Annotated in this window: 21 protein-coding genes, 1 tRNA gene and 1 pseudogene; 12 read left to right on the top strand and 11 right to left on the bottom strand. The window is 68.5% G+C overall.

Annotation, left to right across the window (positions count from 1 at the left end; genetic code table 11):
- Positions 1-39: 39 nt before the first annotated feature.
- The 3 genes from LK533_RS02690 to LK533_RS02680 are packed head-to-tail and all read right to left on the bottom strand — an operon-like array spanning position 40 to position 1,645.
- Positions 40-531 (bottom strand): GAF domain-containing protein, encoded by a 492-nt coding sequence (locus LK533_RS02690; protein ID WP_229361218.1) that lies wholly within the window; start codon positions 529-531, stop codon positions 40-42.
- 25 nt (positions 532-556) lie between these two features.
- Positions 557-982, bottom strand: coding sequence for an alternative ribosome rescue aminoacyl-tRNA hydrolase ArfB (arfB, locus tag LK533_RS02685; RefSeq protein WP_229361217.1), 426 nt, complete (start codon positions 980-982; stop codon positions 557-559).
- Positions 983-994: 12 nt separating this feature from the next.
- Positions 995-1,645, bottom strand: coding sequence for an RluA family pseudouridine synthase (locus LK533_RS02680; protein WP_229361216.1), 651 nt, complete (start codon positions 1,643-1,645; stop codon positions 995-997).
- A gap of 87 nt (positions 1,646-1,732) precedes the next feature.
- On the opposite strand from LK533_RS02680, the gene LK533_RS02675 reads away from it, so the two are divergent.
- Positions 1,733-2,584, top strand: a complete 852-nt coding sequence (locus LK533_RS02675) for a M15 family metallopeptidase (RefSeq protein WP_229361215.1) — start codon at positions 1,733-1,735, stop codon at positions 2,582-2,584.
- 36 nt (positions 2,585-2,620) lie between these two features.
- On the opposite strand, the gene wrbA is transcribed toward LK533_RS02675, so the two are convergent.
- A complete protein-coding gene (gene wrbA, locus LK533_RS02670) occupies positions 2,621-3,223 on the bottom strand; it encodes an NAD(P)H:quinone oxidoreductase (RefSeq protein ID WP_229361214.1) in 603 nt (200 codons plus the stop codon).
- Positions 3,224-3,474: 251 nt separating this feature from the next.
- Between wrbA and LK533_RS02665 the strand changes: the two genes are divergently transcribed.
- The 3 genes from LK533_RS02665 to ctrA all read left to right on the top strand — a co-directional run bounded on the left by LK533_RS02665 (position 3,475) and on the right by ctrA (position 6,244).
- Complete coding sequence (locus LK533_RS02665; protein WP_229361213.1) at positions 3,475-4,374, top strand: LysR family transcriptional regulator; 900 nt, start codon at positions 3,475-3,477, stop codon at positions 4,372-4,374.
- A gap of 5 nt (positions 4,375-4,379) precedes the next feature.
- Entirely contained in the window at positions 4,380-5,405 is a 1,026-nt protein-coding gene (locus tag LK533_RS02660; RefSeq protein ID WP_229361212.1) for an AI-2E family transporter, read from the top strand.
- Between the two features lie 137 nt (positions 5,406-5,542).
- Positions 5,543-6,244: a response regulator transcription factor CtrA gene (gene ctrA, locus LK533_RS02655; RefSeq protein WP_229361211.1), complete on the top strand. Its 702-nt coding sequence runs from the start codon at positions 5,543-5,545 to the stop codon at positions 6,242-6,244.
- A gap of 78 nt (positions 6,245-6,322) precedes the next feature.
- Here ctrA and LK533_RS02650 read toward each other — a convergent pair whose 3' ends face one another.
- Positions 6,323-6,559, bottom strand: coding sequence for a hypothetical protein (locus tag LK533_RS02650; protein ID WP_229361210.1), 237 nt, complete (start codon positions 6,557-6,559; stop codon positions 6,323-6,325).
- Positions 6,560-6,680: 121 nt separating this feature from the next.
- On the opposite strand from LK533_RS02650, the gene LK533_RS02645 reads away from it, so the two are divergent.
- From LK533_RS02645 to LK533_RS02630, 4 genes are all read left to right on the top strand, one after another.
- Positions 6,681-8,498, top strand: coding sequence for an ABCB family ABC transporter ATP-binding protein/permease (locus LK533_RS02645; RefSeq protein ID WP_229361209.1), 1,818 nt, complete (start codon positions 6,681-6,683; stop codon positions 8,496-8,498).
- Between the two features lie 96 nt (positions 8,499-8,594).
- Entirely contained in the window at positions 8,595-9,251 is a 657-nt protein-coding gene (locus tag LK533_RS02640; RefSeq protein ID WP_229361208.1) for a peptidylprolyl isomerase, read from the top strand.
- Between the two features lie 30 nt (positions 9,252-9,281).
- Entirely contained in the window at positions 9,282-10,319 is a 1,038-nt protein-coding gene (gene queA / locus LK533_RS02635; RefSeq protein ID WP_229361207.1) for a tRNA preQ1(34) S-adenosylmethionine ribosyltransferase-isomerase QueA, read from the top strand.
- Positions 10,316-11,173, top strand: a complete 858-nt coding sequence (locus tag LK533_RS02630; RefSeq protein ID WP_229361206.1) for an HpcH/HpaI aldolase/citrate lyase family protein — start codon at positions 10,316-10,318, stop codon at positions 11,171-11,173. The genes queA and LK533_RS02630 overlap by 4 nt, the downstream gene beginning before the upstream one ends.
- Before the next feature lie 24 nt (positions 11,174-11,197).
- On the opposite strand, the gene LK533_RS02625 is transcribed toward LK533_RS02630, so the two are convergent.
- Complete coding sequence (locus LK533_RS02625) at positions 11,198-11,629, bottom strand: MerR family transcriptional regulator (protein ID WP_229361205.1); 432 nt, start codon at positions 11,627-11,629, stop codon at positions 11,198-11,200.
- Positions 11,630-11,684: 55 nt separating this feature from the next.
- On the opposite strand from LK533_RS02625, the pseudogene LK533_RS02620 reads away from it, so the two are divergent.
- Positions 11,685-12,425, top strand: a pseudogene (locus LK533_RS02620) (MauE/DoxX family redox-associated membrane protein); the annotation flags it as partial.
- Positions 12,405-12,806, top strand: a complete 402-nt coding sequence (locus tag LK533_RS02615) for a CopM family metallochaperone (RefSeq protein ID WP_420705821.1) — start codon at positions 12,405-12,407, stop codon at positions 12,804-12,806. The pseudogene LK533_RS02620 and the gene LK533_RS02615, both read left to right, overlap by 21 nt.
- Before the next feature lie 52 nt (positions 12,807-12,858).
- On the opposite strand, the gene LK533_RS02610 is transcribed toward LK533_RS02615, so the two are convergent.
- The 3 genes from LK533_RS02610 to LK533_RS02600 all read right to left on the bottom strand — a co-directional run bounded on the left by LK533_RS02610 (position 12,859) and on the right by LK533_RS02600 (position 13,897).
- Positions 12,859-12,932, bottom strand: a tRNA-Gly gene (locus LK533_RS02610).
- A gap of 303 nt (positions 12,933-13,235) precedes the next feature.
- The gene (locus LK533_RS02605; RefSeq protein ID WP_229361204.1) at positions 13,236-13,391 is read right to left on the bottom strand and encodes a hypothetical protein; all 156 of its coding nucleotides are present in this window, start codon (positions 13,389-13,391) and stop codon (positions 13,236-13,238) included.
- Between the two features lie 131 nt (positions 13,392-13,522).
- Positions 13,523-13,897 (bottom strand): TlpA family protein disulfide reductase, encoded by a 375-nt coding sequence (locus tag LK533_RS02600; RefSeq protein ID WP_229361203.1) that lies wholly within the window; start codon positions 13,895-13,897, stop codon positions 13,523-13,525.
- Positions 13,898-14,017: 120 nt separating this feature from the next.
- On the opposite strand from LK533_RS02600, the gene LK533_RS02595 reads away from it, so the two are divergent.
- Positions 14,018-15,973: an energy transducer TonB gene (locus LK533_RS02595; protein ID WP_229361202.1), complete on the top strand. Its 1,956-nt coding sequence runs from the start codon at positions 14,018-14,020 to the stop codon at positions 15,971-15,973.
- Between the two features lie 30 nt (positions 15,974-16,003).
- On the opposite strand, the gene LK533_RS02590 is transcribed toward LK533_RS02595, so the two are convergent.
- Positions 16,004-16,759, bottom strand: a complete 756-nt coding sequence (locus LK533_RS02590; protein ID WP_229361201.1) for a competence/damage-inducible protein A — start codon at positions 16,757-16,759, stop codon at positions 16,004-16,006.
- A 64-nt stretch (positions 16,760-16,823) separates the two neighbouring features.
- Between LK533_RS02590 and map the strand changes: the two genes are divergently transcribed.
- Positions 16,824-17,651: a type I methionyl aminopeptidase gene (gene map / locus LK533_RS02585; RefSeq protein WP_229361200.1), complete on the top strand. Its 828-nt coding sequence runs from the start codon at positions 16,824-16,826 to the stop codon at positions 17,649-17,651.
- Positions 17,652-17,895: 244 nt separating this feature from the next.
- Here the strand turns inward: map and LK533_RS02580 are convergent, their stop codons facing one another.
- Positions 17,896-21,246 carry a PAS-domain containing protein gene (locus tag LK533_RS02580; protein ID WP_229361199.1) on the bottom strand — a complete coding sequence of 1,117 codons (3,351 nt, stop codon included), beginning with the start codon at positions 21,244-21,246 and terminating at the stop codon, positions 17,896-17,898.
- Between the last annotated feature and the right edge of the window lie 52 nt (positions 21,247-21,298).

The raw sequence follows: 21,298 nt of genomic DNA, 5'->3' as shown, positions 1-21,298 counted from the left end.
GCACGGCAGGGGCTGTCACCACGGCCCGACTGAAGCCGCTCAGCCGGCAGCAGCGATCCGGGGAGCAAGGCGCTGCATCAGCATCTCGCACCCGGCCGCATCCTCCGCGTCGAAACGCGCTGGCGAGGGGCTGTCGAGGTCGAGCACGCCGAGCAGCCGGCCGTCGTGCACGATCGGGACCACCAGCTCGGACCGGCTCGCGGCATCGCAGGCGATGTGGCCCGGAAAGGCATGCACGTCCTCGACCCTCTGTGTCTCGCGCGTCGAGGCCGCGGCCCCGCACACGCCCTTGCCGAACGGAATGCGGATGCACGCCGCCTTCCCCTGGAACGGCCCGAGCACCAGTTCGTCGGCGACGTTGCGGTAGAAGCCGGACCAGTTGAGGTCGGGCAGATATTCCCACAGCAGCGCGGCGGCGTTCGCCATGTTGGCGACTGCATCCGGCTCGTCGGCGGTGAGCGCGTCCAGCGCGCCCGCCAGCTCGCGGTACAGCTCCTGCTTGGACCCGGCGGCGATGTCGAAGACGTACATGGCGTTCCTTTACTCTGGTGCCGGGCTAGTCGATGCGGACCTTGCCGCGCCCGGCCTTGACCGCGCTGCGGCCTTTTTTTTCGTCGACCCGCCGCGCCTTGGCGGCGCGGCTTGGCTTGGTGGCTTTGCGCTTGCGCGGCACAAAGGTCGCATCCCGGATCAGGGCGACCAGCCGTTCGCGCACCTCCTCGCGGTTGAGAAGCTGGGAACGCGCCCCCTCGCTGCGCAAGACCAGCACGCCTTCCCGCGTCATCCGCGATCCGGCCAGCTCGGCGAGGCGGTTCTTCACCGCTTCCGGCAGGTTCGGCGAGGCCGCGACGTCGAAGCGCAGCAGCACCGCGCTGTCGGTGGTGTTGACGTGCTGCCCGCCGGGCCCGCTCGCGCGCGTGAAGCTCTCGACGAGTTCGTCGCTGTCGATGTGGATCGAGCGGGTGATCGGGATCGCGACCATGCGCGCGGCGTCTCAGCTGTCCTCGAAGCCCGCGGCCGCAAAGCTTGGCGGCAGCGGCGCGGTCGCCTCGACCGGCGGCTTGGCGCCGCGCGGCACGGTGAGCTGCGCCGCGTGGAGCAGCATCGCAGCGCCGCCCCGGCCATAGACCGGGTCTCCTACCACCGGCGCGCCGAGCGCTTCGGCCGCATGGACGCGGATCTGGTGGGTGCGGCCGGTTTCCGGGAAGAAGGCGACCAGCGCGCAGCCGCCCTCGCTGCGCAACAGCTTCCAGTTGGTCCGCGCGGGCTTGCCCTTGGGATGACCGACCATGCGCCAGCCATCCTCGATGCTGCTCACCTTGGCGAGCGGCAGGTCGATCGTGCCGGAGCTTTCGGAGGGCACGCCATCAAGCACGGCCAGGTAGCGTTTCTGCACCAGCCCGCCTTCGAACGCCTGCTGGAAACGGGCGTGTGCCTTGGGATTGCGGGCGAGCAACAGGCAGCCGCTGGTGTCGCGGTCAAGCCGGTGAACCGGCGTCGGCAGCCGCTGGAAGCCGAAGGTCAGCTCGTCGAGCCGTGATTCGATGCTGGGGCTGCGGTCGCGCGGGCGATCGACGGGCAGGCCGGCAGGCTTGTCGATCACGATCGCTTCGCCGTCGATAAAGAGCACAAGGTCATCCAGCATGCGAGGTCCTTGCCACCGCAGCCGCCGACATGCCAGAGCGCAGGTGCCGAAAGCGGGCTCTGCCGCCGCGCGTTCAGGAGGTTGGAAGTGCGTCACTCCCTGCGGATGTCCGCTGCGCTGGTGCTGGCGCTCGCCGCCTGCCAGGCGCCCAAGCCGGTTCCGGTCGAGCCGCCAGTGGTGCCGGCGCCCGTCCAGCCGCTTGCTCCGCCACCGCCGCCACCGGCCGTGGCGGTCAACCGCGCGCCGATTGCCCTGTGCGAGCGCGGCGTGGTGCAGCCCGGCCCGGACGGGCGACTGTTCAACCACTTCCCCTATCCCGATACGACCGAAACCGCGCTGATCGCCGCGCCGGCGGACTTCTCGAGCGACGGCAGCTGCCGCATCCATCCGGCGATGCTCGCCGACCTGCAGGCGCTGCTCGCCCGCGCGAACATGGACCCGGCGGTCGCGGGCAAGATACGCGCCGTGTCGTGCCACCGCTCGATCCGGCTGCAGCGCCAGACCTTCTGCGGCGGGATCAACCCGGACGAGAGCAACACGTTTCGCGAGCGCGCCTGGGCGTCGGCCCCGCCGGGGTTCAGCGAACATGCCACCGGCTATGTCGTCGATTTCGGCACGCGCGACCGCAATGGCTGCCCGGATGCCGAGGCATGCTTTGCCGCAACGCCTGTCGGGCGCTGGATCATCGCCCACGCGGCCGAGTTCGGGTTCGAACAGTCTTTCCCGGCCGGCAACAAGCAGCAGGTGAAGTGGGAGCCATGGCACTGGCGCTGGGTCGGCCGGACGCCGAACGCACCGGGCGCCGCAGTGCCGCGCGCGCTGTTCGCACCGGCCGCAGCGCGCTTCCCGGCCTTTCCGAACCGACCGGAGGACAAGCGCTTGCGCGCGCCCGCAGCACCGGTGCAGCCGCAGGCAGCAGCACCAGCGCCACAAGGCTGACGCCCGCCGCTCGTGGAGCAGCGGGCGCCGTGTGGTTCAGGCCTTCAGCTTGGCTGCGGTCTCGGCGATACGCTTACCCTGGTAGCGAGCGCCGTCCAGCTCCTCCTGGTGCGGCTGGCGGCTGCCGTCGCCGCCCGCGATCGTGGTCGCGCCATAGGGCGATCCGCCCCGCACTTCGTCCACGCCCATCTGCCCCTGGAAGCCATAGTCCAGACCGATAATGGTCAGGCCGTGGTGCAGCAGGTTGGTGATGATGGAGAACAGCGTCGTTTCCTGACCGCCGTGCTGGCTGGCCGTGGAGGTAAAGGCGCCGCCGACCTTGCCGATCAGCGCGCCGCGTGCCCAGACGCCGCCGGTCTTGTCCCAGAAAGCCGCCATCTGGCTGGTCATGCGGCCATAGCGGGTGCCGGTGCCGACGATGATCGCGTCGTAATCGGCGAGCGCGTTCACGTCCTCCAGCACCGGATAGGGCTGGTCGAGCAGATAGTGCGACTGGCGGGCAAGGTCTTCGGGAACGGTTTCGGCCACGCGGCGGATGTCGACCTCGGCTCCGGCGCCGCGCGCACCCTCTGCAACGGCCTCTGCCATCTTCATGATGTGACCGTAGGACGAATAATAGAGCACCAGAACCTTCGCCATCGCACGTCTCCTTCGTTGTTCCGCCCTTTTAGGCTGTATTCGGGGGCCCACCGCAAGGGAGGGAGAGATCGGCAGGCCCCCTTCCCGGCCGCAGGTTCCTGCGTCCTGGGAAACTCGTTGATCCTTGTCGAGCCCGGTGCGTGATCGGACCCGCTCTGCTTACAAGGTAGGGACGGCTATCGCGCCGTAAACGGAAACGTTGGAAACTGATCGTTGCAGTGCTACAGCCACTAGCCGGAGGTGCTTGCGCGATGATGCTGCCGGATTTCGAAGCCTGGGCGATCTTTGCTTCGGTTGTCGAGAACCGATCGTTCAGCGGCGCCGCGCAGGTGCTCGGCACGTCCAAGGCGACGGTGTCCAAGGCGATCAGCCGGCTTGAGACGCGGCTGGGCGCCACCCTCTTCCATCGCACCTCGCGCCGGCTCACGCTCACCGAAAGCGGCCGGGCGCTGTCGGAGCGAGCCGCCCGCATTCTGGCCGAGGCGCGCGATGCGGAGGAAATCGCCCGCGACGCGAACAGCACGCCGACCGGCCGGGTCCGGCTCGCCGCGCCGATGAACTTCGGCATCACGCGCGTTGCGCCCGCGCTCGCGGACTTTCTGACGCTTTACCCGGGGATCGAGGTCGACCTGACGCTGTCGGATGCGTCGACCGACATCGTCGCCCAGGGGATCGACATCGCGCTGCGTGTCGCCGACCTGCCCGACAGCAGCCTGCGGGTGCGCCGCCTGGCCCCGATCACCCTGCATACGGTGGCGGCGCGTTCCTATCTGGAAAAGCATGGCCGGCCCGAGCATCCGTCCGACCTCGCCCATCATGCGTGCATCGCCTACACCAACGCCAGCCGCCCGTTCGCCTGGCCATTCCGGCGGGGCAATGAGGAAGTGACGATCCGGCCGGCAGGCCCGCTCTGCACCGACAGCGGAGAAGCGATGCTGCCTGCGTTGCGTGCCGGCCTTGGCATCACTCGCCTGCCTGGCTTCATCGTCGATGAGGATCTGGCCGCAGGCACGCTCGTCGAGGTGCTGGAGGACTGGCGGGAGACAAACCTGGCTCTGCACCTCCTCACCCCACCTGGAACCCTTCGGCCCGCGCGCGTGGAAGTGCTGATCCAGTTCCTGGCGGAACGATTCCGCCAGATGTGCGCCTAACGCCAGTGAACCGCCTGCGCCCGGACGCGGAGGACGCACGCTTCCTGCGCCGGGTCGTCCTGCTGATCCTGATCGGCGCGGTGGCAGTGGCGTTCTATCGTGCGATGAACCTGCTGATCCTGGCATTCGGATCGATGCTGGGTGCGATCGTCATTCACGCGCTCGCCGACATCTACGGCCGCCGGCTGCGGGTGCCGGAGCGGCTGCGCGTGCCCGCCGGGATGGTCACGGTGCTGGGCGCAGTCGCCTTTCTGGTGTGGCTGTTCGGCTATCAGTTCGGATCGCAGGTCAACGCCCTGGTGGTGGCACTGCCTGGGCTGCTGACCGATCTCGCGCGGTGGATGTCGCAAACTCCCGTAGGCGCGCGCATCGTCGAGGCGATCGAGGCGGCCTTTGCCGGGTCGCGCATCGCACAGGACATCGGCGGGCTGGTTCAGGGATCGGGAGAGCTGCTGCTCAATTGCATCCTGCTGCTGGCCGGCGCCATGTTCTTTGCCGCCGATCCCAAGATCTATCGCCGTGGCGCACTGTTGCTCGTGCCCCGGTCCAAGCGCGGCGCCTTTGCCGATGCGCTGGACGACACGCAGGAAACGCTGCGGCTGTGGCTGCGCGCACAGATCATCCTGATGACCAGCATGGGCGTTCTGATCGGGGTCGGCCTGTGGATCGCCGGCGTTCCCTCGGCGGCGGCGCTGGGGCTGCTGGCAGGTTTGAGCGAGTTCATTCCCTATGTGGGGCCGACTGCCGCGATGATCCCGGCCCTCGGGCTGGGTGCGACGCAGGGCACCGGGCCGCTGATCGGGGCGCTTGTCACCTATGCGCTGGTGCGGCTGCTGCAGACCAACTTCATCACGCCGTTCGTCCAGGCGCGGGTGATCGCAATCCCGCCGGCCGTCACCTTGTTCGCGATCATCGCGATCGGAATGGTGTTCGGTCTGTTCGGGCTGTTCTTCTCGGCCGCGTTGCTGGTGGTGATCTTTTCCTTGGTGCGCAGCCTCTATCTGCGGGAAACATTGGGCGAGGACGTGTGACATTCCCGCAACCGTAGGTGTTCGCCCTATGGTTGTCTTAGGAACGCGTTAACCTTTGGCCTTCAGACCTCTTTAGGTTAATAACGTCCTACGGCGGCGGTCCTGTCTGGGTCCGGATGCCGAACAGGGGGACTGCGATGCGCGTTCTGTTGATCGAAGACGAACCGACCACTGCCAAGGCGATCGAGCTGATGCTCGAGGCCGAGGGTTTCAATGCGTACACCACCGACCTGGGCGAGGAAGGTCTCGATCTCGCCAAGCTGTATGACTACGACATCATCCTGCTCGACCTGAACCTCCCTGACATGCACGGCTATGAGGTGCTGAAGAAGGTGCGCGTCGCGCGCGTCCAGACGCCGGTGCTGATCCTGTCGGGCATCAGCGAAATGGAAACCAAGGTGCGCTCGTTCGGCTTCGGCGCCGACGATTACGTCACCAAGCCGTTCCACCGCGAGGAGCTGATCGCGCGCATCCACGCCGTGGTCCGCCGTTCCAAGGGCCATTCGCAGTCGGTCATCAAGACCGGCAAGCTGGCCGTCAACCTGGATGCCAAGACGGTGGAGGTCGACGGCAACCGCGTCCACCTCACCGGCAAGGAATATGCGATGCTGGAGCTGCTCTCACTCCGTAAGGGCACGACGCTTACCAAGGAGATGTTCCTGAACCATCTCTATGGCGGGATGGACGAGCCCGAGCTCAAGATCATCGACGTGTTCATCTGCAAGCTGCGCAAGAAGCTGAGCACTGCCTGCGATGGCGAGAACTACATCGAGACGGTGTGGGGCCGCGGCTATGTGCTGCGCGATGCTGACGAGGTGCCGGCCGCACAGGTCGCCTGAACGGGCGCGACGGATGCAAAAAGGGCCGCGGCTTGTCGAAGCCGCGGCCCTTTTTGCTGTTTGGCGAGAAGCCCGTCTTCAGCCGCCGCGGTTACCCTGCGGCGCGTCGTTGCTGGCCATCCGTGCGCTCTGCTGCTGGCAGGCGGCAGTGATGGTCGGATAGCTGATGTCGGTGTTTCGCACGAGCGCGTCCGACATCGCTGCCTGGCAGGTCGCGATGCTCGTATAGGTCGCCGGCTCGACCCGCGCACTGCGGCACTGGCTTCCATCATCGGCACAGCCCATGATCGCGACGACGTACAAAATCGGGGCCATCCACTTGCTCCTTCTGGGGTGGTCAACCGATTGAGATCGCTTCCGGTTCCCTCGGCGCTTGCCGCGGGCGGTTCGGCGCATCCGTTGCGCGCAGGGGCTGGACATCCCAGATATGGGCGCGATGCCACCTGACTATCCCGCCTCCACCGCGCCCCAGCGACCGATGCTGGCGACGCTCCGCCGCTTCCTCCCGTTCCTCTGGCCACAGGGTCATGCTGGGCTGAAGCTGCGCGTCGTCGGCGCACTGCTGCTCGTCGTCGTCTCCAAGCTCGTCCAGGTCTATGGCGCGCCTTTTGCGCTGCAGAACGCGATCGACACGATGAGCGCGGGCAGCCGCGACGCGCTGTGGCTCGTCGTCGCGCTGGTGATCGGCTATGCGGCCGCGCGGTTCGGCGCGACGCTGTTCGACAATCTGCGCAACATGGTGTTCGAGCGGGTCGGCCAGGACGCCGCACGCCGCCTGGCCGGCACGGTGTTCCGCCACCTCCACGGCCTGTCGCTGCGCTTCCACCTCGAACGCCGCACCGGCGCGGTTACCAAAGTGGTCGAGCGCGGCACCAAGAGCATCGACACGATGCTTTATTTCCTGCTGTTCAACATCGCCCCGACCGTTCTGGAGCTGGCGCTGGTGCTCGGCATCTTCGGCGTGCGGTTCGGCGGCTGGCTGGTGGTCGGCACGGTGGTGATGGTCGCGGCCTACATCCTGTTTACGCGCTGGATCACCGACTGGCGCAACGCGCTGCGCGAGCGGATGAACGACCTCGACACGGGCGCCGTCGCGCATGCCGTGGATTCGCTGCTCAACTTTGAGACCGTGAAGTATTTCGGCGCCGAGGCGCGGGAGGCGGAGCGCTATGAACGTGCGGTCGCCGCCTATGCGGGCGCGGCGGTGCGCAGCGAGAACAGCCTGGCGCTGCTCAACATCGGCCAGGCGCTGATCACCGGCGTGATGCTGGCAGGCGGCATGGGGCTGGTGGTGTTCGGCTGGTCGAGCGGCCGCTTCACGCCCGGCGACGTGGTGCTGGTCTCCACCCTGCTCACCCAGCTGTTCCGCCCGCTCGACCTGCTCGGCATGGTCTATCGCACCATCCGCCAGGGCGTGACCGACATGGGCGCCATGTTCGACCTGATCGACACCCCGGCCGAGGTGGAGGATGTGGCCGACGCGCCCGCGCTCGCGGTGTCGCGCGGCCATGTCCGGTTCGAGAACGTCCGCTTTGGCTATGATCCCGAACGCCCGATCCTGAAGGGCATCGACCTGGACGTCCCGGCGGGCACCACCCTGGCCGTGGTCGGCCCGTCGGGTGCGGGCAAGTCGACGCTCACCCGGCTGCTGTTCCGCTTCTACGATCCGACCGGCGGGCGAATCACCATCGATGGGCAGGATATCGCGCGCGTGCGCCAGGATTCGCTGCGTACCGCGATCGGCATCGTTCCCCAGGACACGGTGCTGTTCAACGACACGGTGGGCTACAACATCGCCTACGGCCGCAACGGCGCGACGGCGGACGAGATTGCCGAAGCCGCGCGCGGGGCCGCGATCGAGCCCTTCATCCAGAGCCTGCCAGACGGCTATGACACGCGGGTCGGCGAGCGCGGGTTGAAACTCTCGGGTGGCGAGAAGCAACGCGTGGCGATCGCCCGTACCCTGCTCAAGAACCCGCCCGTGCTGATCCTCGACGAAGCAACCAGTGCGCTCGACAGCCGCACGGAAGCCGACATCCTCGCCACGCTGGAGGCGATCGAGCAAGGCCGCACCACCATCGTCATTGCCCACCGGCTGTCGACCGTGGTCCACGCCGACCGCATCGTCGTGCTGGAGGCGGGCGAGGTCGTGGAGAGCGGCACGCACGCCGAGCTGCTGCGCAAAGGCGGCGTCTATGCCGAGATGTGGGCGCGCCAGGCCGCCGAGCGCGAGGAGGCGCTCGCCGCCGAGTGAGCGATCGGTGTGGGCGCGGGCGTGGCAACGCGCCCCTACCCCCGCCGCGTGAAATCCTCTAAGCCGCTGGTCGAGACCTTATTTTCCGGGGTGGAAATGCGCCTGTTTGCCGTTGTTTTCGCGTTGTTCGCGTCCTTGTTCGCGCTGCCCGCCGCAGCCCAGCTGATCGACGTCCCCGGCCGCGCGGCGCCGCCCGCGACCACCGACAAGGAAAACCTGTGGCTGCTCGACCTGTCGAGCGGCGGCCGCGTCACCGTGTGGCTGCGCCCGGACGTCGCGCCCAAGGCGGTTGAGCGCGTCAAGACGCTCACCCGCAAGAAGTTCTACGACGGCCTTCCCTTTCACCGCGTGATCGAAGGCTTCATGGCCCAGGGCGGCGATCCCAAGGGCGACGGCTCCGGCGGTTCGGACCTTCCCGACCTGGCGAAGGAATTCAACTACCTGCCCCACGTTCGCGGTGCGGTGGCAGCCGCGCGTGCGCAGGACGAGAACAGCGCCAACAGCCAGTTCTACATCATGCTCGCGCCGCGCCTCGCGCTGGACAAGAAGTACACGGTGTTCGGCCGCGTGCTCGAGGGGATGCAGTATGTCGACGCCATTCAGCGCGGCGAGCCGCCTGCCAACCCGACCCGCGTGATCCACGCCTATATCGCCGCCGACAATCCCCCGCCGTACCAGCCGGCGCCTGCCGCCAGCAACGTGCCGGTCGAGGACCAGAACCTCACCCTGCCCTCCGCCCCGGCCAAGCGCTGAGGCAAGCGCCGAGCTTTCGGCGGACCTGAGATGAACGTAGACGATTTCGATTTCGAGCTGCCGGCCGAGCGTATTGCGCTGCGGCCGGCAGCGCCGCGCGACGCGGCGCGCATGCTGCTGCTCGACGGCGCCGGCACCCGCGACGCCGTGGTCACCGATCTTCCGGACGCGCTGCGCCCGGGTGACCTGCTGGTGTTCAACGACACGCGCGTCATCCCCGCCCAGCTGGAGGGCCGCCGCGGCGACGCACGGATCGGTGCGACCCTTCACAAGCGCGAGGGGCCCCGCGCCTGGCGCGCCTTTGTTCGCAACGCCCGGCGCCTGCGGGATGGCGACACGATCGACTTCGGCGCAGGCGTGACCGCGACGAGCAGCGCGCGCGGCGAGGATGGCAGCGTGCTGCTGGAATTCGGCGGTGCCGAGCCGGTCGAGCTGCTGCTGGAACGCGCCGGGCGCATGCCGCTGCCCCCGTATATCGCGTCGAAGCGCCCGACCGACGCACGCGATGCCGAGGACTACCAGACGCTGTTCGCGCGCGAGGCCGGCGCCGTTGCCGCCCCCACGGCGGCGCTGCACTTCACGCCAGGCCTGATGGAAGCGCTGGAGGCGCGCGGCATCGGTCATGCCACGCTTACGCTTCACGTCGGTGCCGGCACCTTCCTGCCGGTGAAGGCGGACGACACCGACGACCACCGCATGCATGCTGAATGGGGCCGGCTCGATGCCGCCACTGCCGAGCGACTCAACCAGGTGCGCCGGGACGGTGGCCGGGTAATCGCGGTCGGCACCACCAGCCTGCGGCTGATCGAGAGCGCGAGCGGCGAGGATGGCATCATCCGGCCGTTCGAAGGCGACACGGCGATCTTCATCACGCCGGGATACCGCTTCCGCGGGATCGACGGGCTGATGACCAACTTCCACCTGCCGCGCTCGACGCTGTTCATGCTGGTCTCGGCGCTGATGGGGCTGGACCGGATGCAGGCGGCCTATGCCCATGCCATCGCGAGCGGCTATCGCTTCTACAGCTATGGCGATGCCTCGCTGCTGCTGCCCGGGCGGGGCGCGTGACCAACCCCCGCCCGCGGCGCAGCGCACTGTTCCTGCCCGCGTCGAACATGCGCGCGATCGAAAAAGCGCGGACGCTGCCCTGCGATGTCGTGATCCTCGACCTGGAGGACGCGGTTGCGCCCGAGCAGAAGCAGGCGGCGCGCGAAGCGGCGATCGCGGCCGCACGGACGGGCGGCTTTGGCGCGCGCGAGCTGGTGCTGCGCGTCAACGGCGTCGACAGCGAGTGGGCGGCGGACGATCTGGCCGCCGCGAACTCCGCCCCGTTCGACGCCGTGCTGGTCCCCAAGGTGAATACCGCTTCCGACATTGCGGCAGTCGAATCGCAGCTCCACCGCGCCCCGATCTGGGCGATGGTCGAGACGTGTCGCGCGATGGCCAGGATCGCCGACCTCGCCGCGGCTGCCGAGCGGACGCGCCTTTCCGCACTGGTGATTGGCACCAATGACCTCGCCAAGGAGATGCGCTGCCGGCTCTCCCCCGATCGCGCGGAACTGCTGCCGCTGCTGGGCCTGGCGCTCGCGGCGGGACGTGGCTGGGGGCTCACGGTGCTCGATGGCGTCCACAACGCGATCGACGATGACGCTGGGTTTGAGGATGTATGCCGCCAGGGAGCCGCGATGGGCTTCGACGGCAAGACGCTGATCCATCCCCGCCAGATCGCCGCGTGCAACGCCGCCTTCTCCCCCAGCGCAGAAGAAATCGCGCAGGCCCAGGCGATCGTGCAGGCGTTCGCCTCGCCCGAGGCCGCCGGCAAGGGCGCACTCCGCCTGAACGGCGCGATGGTGGAGCGCCTGCACCTGGAGGATGCGCGCCGCGTGCTGGCACTGGCCGAGCGCGCTACCGCGGCGAATTGATCGGCGACCCTCCCGGGTAGTTTATCACGAACAGCGACGGTCGAAAGAGGCAAGGATCGGGCACGGTCCCTCGGACCCGCCTTCGCATTGGTGCGCCAGGTGCCGCAGCGAGGCGCGCGCCGCCTGAAGCTCCGCGATTTTCGCGTCCAGCGCGGCGATGCGCTCATTGGCAAGCGCCCGCGCCCGCACCCGGTCGTTGGTGGCATCCAGCGCGAGCAGTTCGGCGATCTGTTCGAGCGTGAAGCCGGCGGCCTGTGCCGAGCGGATGAAACGCAGCCGACGCACCTCGGCATCGCCATAGCGGCGCACGCCACCGCCCTGCCCCCCGGCATCCGGGCGCTCCGGCGTCTCCAGCAACCCACGCCGCTGGTAATAGCGGATGGTTTCGACCCCGACCTCGCCTGCGCGAGCAAGCCCGGCAATGGTTAGTCCCGTCACCCCTTGACTCCGTACCATGGTACGGCGGCTATATGGGGTGCAGCCCACGGATCACCAGTCGAAAGCCGCTGCGATGCCCTCCCCCGCCGAACCTCGCCAGGCCGTCCTCTACCGCATGGTGATGGACCAGCATGTCTGCCCCTATGGCCTGAAGGCCAGAGACCTGCTGCGCCGCCGCGGCTATGCGGTCGAGGATCACTGGCTGCGCACGCGCGAGGAAACCGATGCGTTCAAGGCGGAGCATGGGGTGAAGACCACGCCGCAGGTCTTCATCGGCGGCGTTCGTGTCGGCGGCTATGATGATCTGCGCCGGCATCTGGGCAAGACGGTTCCCGATCCCAAGGCGACCACCTACAAGCCGGTGGTGGCGCTGTTCGCCATGACGGCGCTGATGGCGCTGGCGACCAGCCACGGCGTCTATGGCACGCCCTTCACGCTTCGCGCGGCCGAATGGTTCATCGGGTTCAGCATGGTCGTGCTGGCGCTGCTGAAGCTCCAGAACGTCGAGAGCTTCGCCACGATGTTCCTCAACTACGACCTGCTTGCCAAGCGCTGGGTGCCCTATTCCTATGTCTATCCCTTCGCGGAGGGGCTGGCAGGCGTGCTGATGATCGCGGGCGTGCTGCCGTGGCTGTCGGTGCCGATCGCGTTGTTCATCGGCGGGATCGGTGCGGTGTCGGTCTTCAAGGCGGTCTACCTCGACCGTCGCGAATTGAAGTGCGCCTGCGTCGGCGGTTCCAGCAACGTGCCGCTCGGCTTCCTGTCACTGACCGAGAATCTGATGACGATTGGCATGGCCGTGTGGATGGCGGCGAGTGCCGCGGGGCTGGCGAGCGGCATGGCACATCCGGCGCCGCCGCACTCCCCGCCGGCCGCCAGCCGGTCCGCCGCACCCTCGACTGCCGCCTATGAGGCGGCGCACCACGAGATGATGCAGGGCATGAGCCAGCCCGCCAGCGGCGACGCCGACCTCGACTTCATGCGCGGCATGATCCCGCATCATGAGGGGGCGACGGCAATGGCGCGCGTGGCGCTCCAATACGGTCGCGATCCCGAGGTGCGCGCGCTTGCGACGGAGGTCATCACCGCGCAGGAACGTGAGATCGCGCAGATGCGGGCGTGGCTCGATCGCCACGGGAAGCCGGCGGACAGCACCGAAACGGTGCCGCAGCACCACGGTCACGGAGAACGATAGCCCTCGGCCACGACCCGTCGCTGCGGATATATCACGGGGCTGCGTTGCGTGCTGGAGCGGGTGAAGGGAATCGAACCCTCGTCGTAAGCTTGGGAAGCTTCTGCTCTACCATTGAGCTACACCCGCATCCCGACGGCCAGGCGTCGAAACGATCGCTGGTCGAAGTCGGCGGCTGGGCCGCTACATTCCACCTGCGATGCGGCGCTCGCCTGCCACATCCTGGCATCGCTCGTCAACGTCGATGATGCGGGGGCATGGGATGCTTCTGGTTTTCGCCTGCGACCAGCACCGCGGCTGCTCGGCGACCACGGTGGTAAGCCCGAGAGCAGCGCCCGCAGACGCTTCGAGCGGCTGCGGATTCGAGGCGCACGCTACCTTCAGCCGCCTGAGACCGCCACCATCCGTCGGGAGGCGCCCGCAGCGGCCGCCCTACTCGTCCAGCCAGCACTCATGACATTTGGTGCGTCCCACCTCGGCCTCAGCACCGCACAGGCACTGGCCCGGCTCCGGCGCGCGAAGCGCCTGATCGAAGTAGCGGCGCGGCGCGTGCAGTACCGCACGCGCGACACGAAGAATCGTATCCATCCCCTATCTCCTTATTTTCTCCGCGTAACTTGCCAAGAGTCGACTGGCCTGTCGAGTGGATAGTTGCAGGACTTTGGCGCTGCTTTGCGTGTACTTCTACCGACGAAGAACGCCGATCAGGATGAGGAACGTCACCGCCCGGAGATGCAGCGTACAACCAGCTGGGCGACGCTGGCGGGGTCGAGGCCGCGGCGGCTGCTGGCGCATGGCCGGCCGTCGGCTGCCAGGGCGACGCTGAAGGGCAGCCCGGCGGTACCGGACAGGAGATCGGCCTGAACCTGGCTCCATGCCGCGCCCTCTGGCCGCCAGCGTTGTGCGACCGGCACGCTTTCCAGCATCCGTTCAACTCGCCGCCCCTTGTCGAGCGGCACGACCAGCACACGGAATGGCCGGGCCGCAGCCGTGATCTGCGGCAGTTGCTGCAACTCCGCCTGGCAGGGCGCGCACCAGCCAGCGACGAACAGCAGCACCGTCTGCGGAGGATAGGAGACCGACGCCGTGGGCACCGGATTGCTCCACGAGGAGCCTGAGGCAGTCAGAGCCGCCACGAGCCACAATATTCGCGAGAATCCTGTCGACACGATGCTTCGTCTCATGCTTTCGTGCCCCTGGGGGAGGAATATCAGATGCTTGCAACCATTCTGCACTTGCTTGTCGCGGGTCAAGCGGCGGCGACACCTGCGGCCGCGCCGAGCCTGCAGCAGTTGTTCGATCGCGCCAGCCAGTCCGCCGCGGACGGGAAGTGCGCCGAGGCGCTGCAGGACTTCGCCGCCGTCGAGGCGCGGGTCCGCTCCAAACCCAATCCGCTACTGACCGGGGCGATCGACGTCCGCAAGGGCAGCTGCCTGGTGAATCTGAGACGCGAAGAAGAGGGTGAAGCGGCCTTGCGCCGCGGCCTCCCCGTGCTTGCGGGCCGGGGCAAGGAGTTCACCCGCGACGTGCGCGACGGCCAGGCCGCGCTCGGCGGTGTGCTGATGCGGCGGTTCGACTATGCGGGTGCGGCCGCGGCCTATCGCGAGGCGCTGGACCGGTCGGAGGGAAGTGATCGCATCCTCCCGCTGATGTCGCTGGCCCAGGTCCTTGCCTTTGACGGCGATGGTGAGGCGCTGCGCTACGCGACCGAAGCGCGCACGATCGTATTTGCCGACCCCGGCATGTCAAAGGACAGCAAGGCGGCAGTGCAGACGATCCACGCGCGCGTGCTGCTGAACCAGGGACAGCTGAAGGAAGCCTATGCCGAGCTGAAGGAGGGCCTGCAGAAGCAGGGCGGGCTCGGCAACCGGGTCGGGATCGGGGACATCGTCACCCGATCGGACCTGGCCGTGGCAGCCATGCTGAACCGCGACCGGGACAGCGCCCGCCGGTATCTCGCCTACACGGGCGCCGGGCGCATGCAGGACACGCCGTTTGGTCGCGCTGCCAGCATGCAGCCGCCATTGTGCGGCGGAGCCACGGGCCTGAAGCCCGAGGATTTCGCGATCATTGAATTTTCGCTCGGCGACGATGGCGCCGTATCGGGCGTGCTTCCGGTATATACCACCGGCGGCCGGGAAGTGGCGCTCGCCTTTGCGCGGGCCGTGTCGGAATGGTCCTGGCGGCCGGAGGATGTGAAATCCGTGCCGGCGCTGTTTCGCTATGCCACCCGGGTCGAATTGCGCTGCACCCGCGTGGGTGAGCGACCAGACCTCACCGATCCCCTGGCAGACCGCTTCCAGGCCTGGGCGGCGGAGACCGGCACTGGCGGCGGCGCCTGGGCCGATCTGCCCGACGCACGCGCGATCGCACCCATCCGCGCGGCCGTTGCGAGCGCGCGCACGTCGGGAAATCGCCCAGCCCTGGTCCAGGCGCTGGCGGCGCTCGGCGCCAATCGCGCCGCGCCGGATCAGGAGCGGTCCGAGGCACTGGAGGAAGCCATCCGCGAGGCCGCGCAAACCAACGCGCCGGTCCCGGTCCAGACCTATCTGGCGATCGAGCGAATTGGCGTGGCAGGCGGAGGGAAACGCGACCGCGAGGACTTCCGGACCCTTTTGGCACGTGCGGATGTGGCAGCCGACCCGCTGTCGGCAGCGACGCTGCGCCTGTTGATCGCCGTGCCCGGCTATCGCCGGTCCCGTGCGGACGATGCGATGCCGCTTTTGCAGAGCGTTGCCGACGCGCCGGAGTTGCCAGCCCAGCATCCGCTCAAGGTCAACGCGCTGTTGCAGCAGGCCACGATCCTTGCGGACAAGGGCGATCTGGCCGCCGCGCGTGCGCTGTTCGACCGGACCGGCCTGGATGAAGGGCAGTGTGCCCTGATCGGGCTGCGGCCGGCGTTGCGGCGCTCCGGTGCGTCGACCGCCGACTATCCGATGGAAGCGGTACGGATGGGCTTTGAAGGCTGGGGGATGACCGAGTTCGACATCGCCGCGGACGGACGCACGATCGCACCGCGGGTGGTTGCGGCCTATCCCCCCTTCATCTTCAACGAGGCCGCTGCAAGCATCTTCCGCGACGCGCGCTATGAGAGCAGCTACCGGCCGAGCGGCGGGCTTGCCTGCACGGCGGAGCAGAAGTCGATCTCGTTCAAGCTGCAGGGCTTCTGACCCTGGCGGGCGGCTGGCGCGCCGCCCGCATCAGATGCCGCCGGGCACCACCGTATAGCCGGCATCGGTGAGCCGCGCGTCCAGGTCGTTCAGGCACGCGTCCAGCAGCGGCTGCGCCGTTGCCCGGACGACGAAATTGGCGCCCACGCGTCCCTCGCGGAAGAAGGGGTAGCTGCCGACCGAGACACCGGCGTGGGTCCGCTCGGCATCGCGGAGCAGTTCGGCGACTTCGCTCTCGCCCACCCAGCAGCCCAGCGTACCGGACAACACCGGCAGGCCGCCCTCCAGCGTGCCGGTCAGTGCATCGAGCATCGCCGCCGCGATATGGGGGACGCCGGCCAGGATGAAGAGATTGCCGACCCGGATGCCGGGCGCGCCCGACTGGCGGTTCGCGATCAGGCTCGCGCCTTCGGGCACGCGGGCCATGCGCAGCCGCCCCTCGGTCACGCCGCCGCGATCGGCATAATGCGCCTCCAGCATCGCCCGGGCTTCCGGGTGCACGACGACGGGGAGTTCGAGTGCGGCGGCGATCGCGTCGACGGTGATGTCGTCATGCGTCGGGCCGATGCCGCCGGTGGTGAAGCAATAATCGTTGCGGCTGCGCAGCGCATTCACCGCCTCCACGATCGCTTCCTGCCGATCGGCGACGATCCGCACCTCGGCCAGGCGGATGCCCTGCACGTTCAGCCAGGACGCAAGTTGCGCGACATTGCGATCCTGCGTGCGGCCGGAAAGGATCTCGTCCCCGATGACGAGAAGGGCGGCGGTCCAGGTGCGCTCGGTCATGGACCTGTCCATAGCGCTCGCGCGTGCCCTCGCAAAGCGGCGCCCCAGCCGTTATATCGCCGGCATGACCGAATATGTAACCGTCTCCGCCGACACTCCCCTGGCGCGCACCGGCGCGATCAAGCTGCATGGCCCCGAAGCGTTCGAGGGCATGCGCAAAGCGGGGCGCCTGGCGGCCGAAGTGCTCGACGCGGTGACGCCGCACATCGTGCCGGGTGTCAGCACCGCCGAGATCGACGCGATGATCTTTCGCCTGATCGACCAGGCAGGCGCGGTGCCGGCGACGCTGGGCTATCGCGGCTACACCCATTCGACCTGCATCTCGATCAACCATGTCGTGTGCCACGGCATTCCGTCGGAGCGCGTGTTCAAGGACGGTGACATCGCCAACATTGACGTGACCCCGCTGCTCGACGGCTGGCACGGGGACACCAGCCGCACCTATCTGGTCGGCAATGTGCCGATCAAGGCGCGGCGGCTGGTCGAGGTGACCTATGACTGCATGATGCTGGGCATCGAGCAGGCGCGGCCCGGCAACCGGCTGGGCGACGTGGCGCATGCGATCCAGCAGCATGCGGAATCGCACCGCTATGGCGTGGTGCGCGATTTCTGCGGCCATGGCGTCGGCCGGCTGTTCCACGATGCGCCGGAAGTGGTGCATGCGGGGCGTCCGGGTACCGGCCCGGAGCTGAAGCCCGGCATGATCCTGACGATCGAGCCGATGATCAACATCGGCAAGCCGGACGTGAAGGTGCTGGACGACGGCTGGACGGCGGTGACTCGCGACCGGTCGCTGTCGGCGCAGTTCGAGCACTCGATCGGCATCACCGAGGATGGCTGCGAGATCTTCACGCTGAGCCCGGCGGGATATACCAAGCCGCCGTATGTCTGAGGGTTCGATACCCTCCCTCTCCGTCCCTTTCCCTTGCGTCGTCATCCTGACCAGCGGGAGCATTTGAGCAGAATGACAAGGGGTCGGACCGTTCGTGCTGAGTAGGGGCTGAGCTTCTCGAAGTCCCGTATCGAAGCACCGGTAGCGGTCCTTTGATACGCCATTTCGACTGCCCTCAATGGCTACTCAGGACAACGGGAATACGCCTCGTCATCACGCTCCAAAGCGGCGATCCGGCGCCAGCCTATTCCGCCGCCTGCGCCATCGTCGCGCTCGCATCGGCCAGGAAGCGCCACAATTCGGCCGGATCTACCGGCTTGGCCAGCAGCCGGATGCCGAGCGCGGCGAAGCGCGGATCGTCGGCGGCGTGGCGGTCGGCGGTCACCAGCGCGATCACCGGCGCGGGGCGCATCGCCGCCAGCGCCTGGGCAACGTCGAGGCCATCCCTGCCCTCCCCCAGTTGCAGGTCGAGCAGCGCAACCTCCGGCTCCTCGTCCTCGGCCAGCGCCAGCGCCTCTGCCGAAGTTGCGGCGAGCAGCGGGACGCAGCCGCGCGAGCGCAGGGCTGCGTCGAGCGCCTCCAGCACCGCCGCGTCATTGTCGAGCGCCAGCACGCGTAAGCCGGGCGGCAGGCTCTGCGGGGGTGCGGCCGGGCCGCTGCGCTCGGCCGGGCTGGCATCGGCAACCAGCGGCACCTGCACGGCAAAGGTCGAGCCCGTGCCCGGCCGCGAGCGTAACTGGATCGGCAGGTCGAGCAGCCCGCTGATCCGCCGCACGATCGCCAGCCCGAGCCCGACGCCCCCCGAGGCGCTGCCGCGGCTTTCAAGCCGCTCGAACTCGCCGAAAATCCGAGCCTGGTTCTCGACCGCAATGCCGGGGCCAGTATCGCGAACCTCGAGTTGGACCCGATCGCCCCGTCGGCGCGCGCCCACCCAGATGCGGCCAGACGGCGTGTAGCGGACGGCATTGGATAGAAAGTTCTGGAGCACCGAGCGCAGCAGCGCCCGGTCCGTCTCCACCTCGAAGCGGCCGGGGTAGCAGTGCAGCGACAGCCCGCGCTCGGCCGCCAGCGGACGGAACTCGGTGACCAGTTCCGCCAGCAGCGTCGCCAGCGCGAACCGCTCGATGCGCGGCGTCACCCCGCCCGCGTCGAGCCGCGACACGTCCAGTAGCGCTCGCAGCAGCCCGTCGGCGGAGCCGATCGCGCCAGCAATCGCGCGCACCATCTCGCGCGCGTGCGGGTCCACCCGTTCGTCGAGTGCGGTGCAGAACAGCCGTGCGGCGTGCAGCGGCTGAAGCAGGTCGTGGCTGGCGGCAGCCAGGAACCGGGTCTTGTCCTGGGTCGCGGCTTCGGCCGCCGCGCGCGCGTCGTCGAGCAGCGCGTTCGAATGGGCGAGGTCGCGGGTGCGTTCGCTGACTCGCGCCTCCAGCACCGCCTGCGCCTCTTTTTCGGCGGTGATGTCGGTGAAGCTCTGGACATAGCCGCCGCCGGGCATCGGCCGCCCGACCGTCTTGATCCAGCGGCCCGATGGCCGGCGCCGCTCGAACTCATGCGCCTGCCCACGCTCAAGGTGGGCGAGACGGCGGGCAACATGGGCGTCGACCTCGCCCGGCCCGCAATCGCCGCGCAGGGCATTGTAACGGATCAGGTCGGCGATCGGCCGGCTTGGAACGACATAGCCCTCGGGATAGTCGAACATCTCCACGTAGCGAGGATTCCACGCGACCAGCCGCAGGTTCGCGTCGATCACGCTGACGCCAGGGTCGATCGTCTCCAACGTCGCGGACAGCAGCGCGCGCGAGAAGCGCAGGCTCTTGCCACGCTGGTCCAGCAGCCGAACGACGTCGCTGACGTCCAGCGCGGAGCCCGCCAGGCTGGAGGTGACGATGAGCCGCGCGGACGGGGCACCGATCACGCCGGCGATCAGCCGCTCCGCCTGGCGGGCGGCGGCGCCGTCGATCGGCGCGTCGGCAGTGCTGCGATCGGGTCCGCCGACCAGCTTGTCAAACCCTTCAGCGGCCTCTGCCTCCCCCACGAAGCGCGCGACCAGGGTGCGCAGCTCGGCCATGGTGGTGACATGGTCGATGACATTGCGGCGCTCCTCCCCATGCCCGCGCGGCCGGGTGCGGTAGTGGACGGCGGCCATCAGGATGATGTTGGCACCCAGACTCCACATCGTGCCGTTGACCAGGGCGGAGCCGAACCGCAGGCCCAGCAGCGCGTCCGGATCGAGCAGGCCGCCAGTCGCATCGCGCATCCCGCTGGCAAAGCCCAGTCCGACCGAGGGGAGCAACAGGCAATAGGCCCAGAGCAGCAGCCCGCCGATCAGGCCGGCACGCGCCGCACGCGGGTCCCGGAAGTCCCAGGCGACGGTCGCCACCAGCGCCGGCGCGAACTGGGCGACCCCGGCAAAGGCGATCAACCCCATGGAGGCGAGCGTCCAGTCGTTGCCGATGCTGGCGCCATAGAGCAGCGCCGCGCCGATGATCGCGACGATGATGACGCGGCGGGCGCGCAGCATGAGGCGGCCGAGGTCGCCCTCCCCGCCTGCTCGCCGGCCGCTGAGCAGCAGCGGCGCGAGCAGGTCGTTGGTGGCCATGGTGGACAGGGCGATCGTCTCGGCGATCACCATCGCCGTCGCCGCCGAAAAGCCACCCAGGAAGGCGAGCATCGCAATCGCCTGGTGCCCACCGGCGAGCGGCAGCGCGAGGACGTAGAGATCGGGCGGAACGTCGCTGGGCAGCAGCATCGTTCCGGCCAGTGCAAGCGGCAGCACCATGGCCGAGATGATCACGAGATACGCCGCAAACGGCCAGCGCCCGCCTGCCACCGGGTCCGGCCCCGCCGCTTCGGTCACGCCCACATAGAACTGGCGCGGCAAGCAGAAGATGGCCGTGGCCGACAGCAAGGTGCGGACCAGGAAGTCGGACGAAAGCGCATCGACGCGGAAGCCGTCGAGCAGGCGGGTCGCCTGCGGCGTGGCGACGGTACCGGGCATGCGCAGCATCAGCCACAGTGCGAACAGGCCAAGGATCACGAACGAGGCGAGCTTGACCAGCGATTCAAACGCCAGCACCCCCACGACGCTGGGGTTGCGGCCCGCGACTTCATAGCGGCGGGCGCCGAAGCTGATGGCAAAGGCGGCCAGCAGGGCAGCCACGACGAGCCCGATGGACTGGGTTCCGCGCATGCCGGTCAGCGCGCCGAAGCTGAGGGTGACGGACCGAAGCTGCAGCGCGATATAGGGAATGGCGGCGAGCAGCGCGGCGACCGCGACCAGCGCGGCGATGCCGCGATCGCGGCCGTAGCGGGCAGAGATGAAGTCGGCGACCGAACTTGACCCTTCGCTGCGCGCCAACCGGATCGTGCGGCGCAGGAAGCCCGGCGCCAGCACGAACACCAGCAGCGGGCCGAGATAGATGCACAGATAGTCCCAGCCGCGCCCGGCCGCCGTGCCGACGCCGCCGAAAAAGGTCCAGCTGCTGCAATAGACAGCCAGCGACAGCGGATAGGCCCAGCGACCCAGCCGCGGCGAAAGGCCGTGTCGCTCCACCGCCCAGCCCACCGCGAACAGCACGCCGCCATAGCCAAGCACCGCGAGGATGGCCGTAAGGCTGCCGATCGTCCCTCTCCCGTCGCGTGCGCCC

This window comes from Sphingomonas sp. PL-96 (assembly GCF_020707215.1).
Taxonomy (GTDB): domain Bacteria; phylum Pseudomonadota; class Alphaproteobacteria; order Sphingomonadales; family Sphingomonadaceae; genus Sphingomonas.
Note: the sequence above shows the minus strand (reverse complement) of the source record. Positions and strands in the feature narration are given on the sequence as shown.

Coding starts and splice junctions, on each gene's coding strand:
- LK533_RS02690 (WP_229361218.1), bottom strand. CDS start 531: ATGTACGTCTTCGACATCGCCGCCGGGTCCAAGCAGGAGCTGTACCGC.
- arfB (WP_229361217.1), bottom strand. CDS start 982: ATGGTCGCGATCCCGATCACCCGCTCGATCCACATCGACAGCGACGAA.
- LK533_RS02680 (WP_229361216.1), bottom strand. CDS start 1,645: ATGCTGGATGACCTTGTGCTCTTTATCGACGGCGAAGCGATCGTGATC.
- wrbA (WP_229361214.1), bottom strand. CDS start 3,223: ATGGCGAAGGTTCTGGTGCTCTATTATTCGTCCTACGGTCACATCATG.
- LK533_RS02665 (WP_229361213.1), top strand. CDS start 3,475: ATGATGCTGCCGGATTTCGAAGCCTGGGCGATCTTTGCTTCGGTTGTC.
- ctrA (WP_229361211.1), top strand. CDS start 5,543: ATGCGCGTTCTGTTGATCGAAGACGAACCGACCACTGCCAAGGCGATC.
- LK533_RS02650 (WP_229361210.1), bottom strand. CDS start 6,559: ATGGCCCCGATTTTGTACGTCGTCGCGATCATGGGCTGTGCCGATGAT.
- LK533_RS02645 (WP_229361209.1), top strand. CDS start 6,681: ATGCCACCTGACTATCCCGCCTCCACCGCGCCCCAGCGACCGATGCTG.
- LK533_RS02640 (WP_229361208.1), top strand. CDS start 8,595: ATGCGCCTGTTTGCCGTTGTTTTCGCGTTGTTCGCGTCCTTGTTCGCG.
- queA (WP_229361207.1), top strand. CDS start 9,282: ATGAACGTAGACGATTTCGATTTCGAGCTGCCGGCCGAGCGTATTGCG.
- LK533_RS02625 (WP_229361205.1), bottom strand. CDS start 11,629: ATGGTACGGAGTCAAGGGGTGACGGGACTAACCATTGCCGGGCTTGCT.
- LK533_RS02615 (WP_420705821.1), top strand. CDS start 12,405: ATGGCCGTGTGGATGGCGGCGAGTGCCGCGGGGCTGGCGAGCGGCATG.
- LK533_RS02605 (WP_229361204.1), bottom strand. CDS start 13,391: ATGGATACGATTCTTCGTGTCGCGCGTGCGGTACTGCACGCGCCGCGC.
- LK533_RS02595 (WP_229361202.1), top strand. CDS start 14,018: ATGCTTGCAACCATTCTGCACTTGCTTGTCGCGGGTCAAGCGGCGGCG.
- LK533_RS02590 (WP_229361201.1), bottom strand. CDS start 16,759: ATGACCGAGCGCACCTGGACCGCCGCCCTTCTCGTCATCGGGGACGAG.
- map (WP_229361200.1), top strand. CDS start 16,824: ATGACCGAATATGTAACCGTCTCCGCCGACACTCCCCTGGCGCGCACC.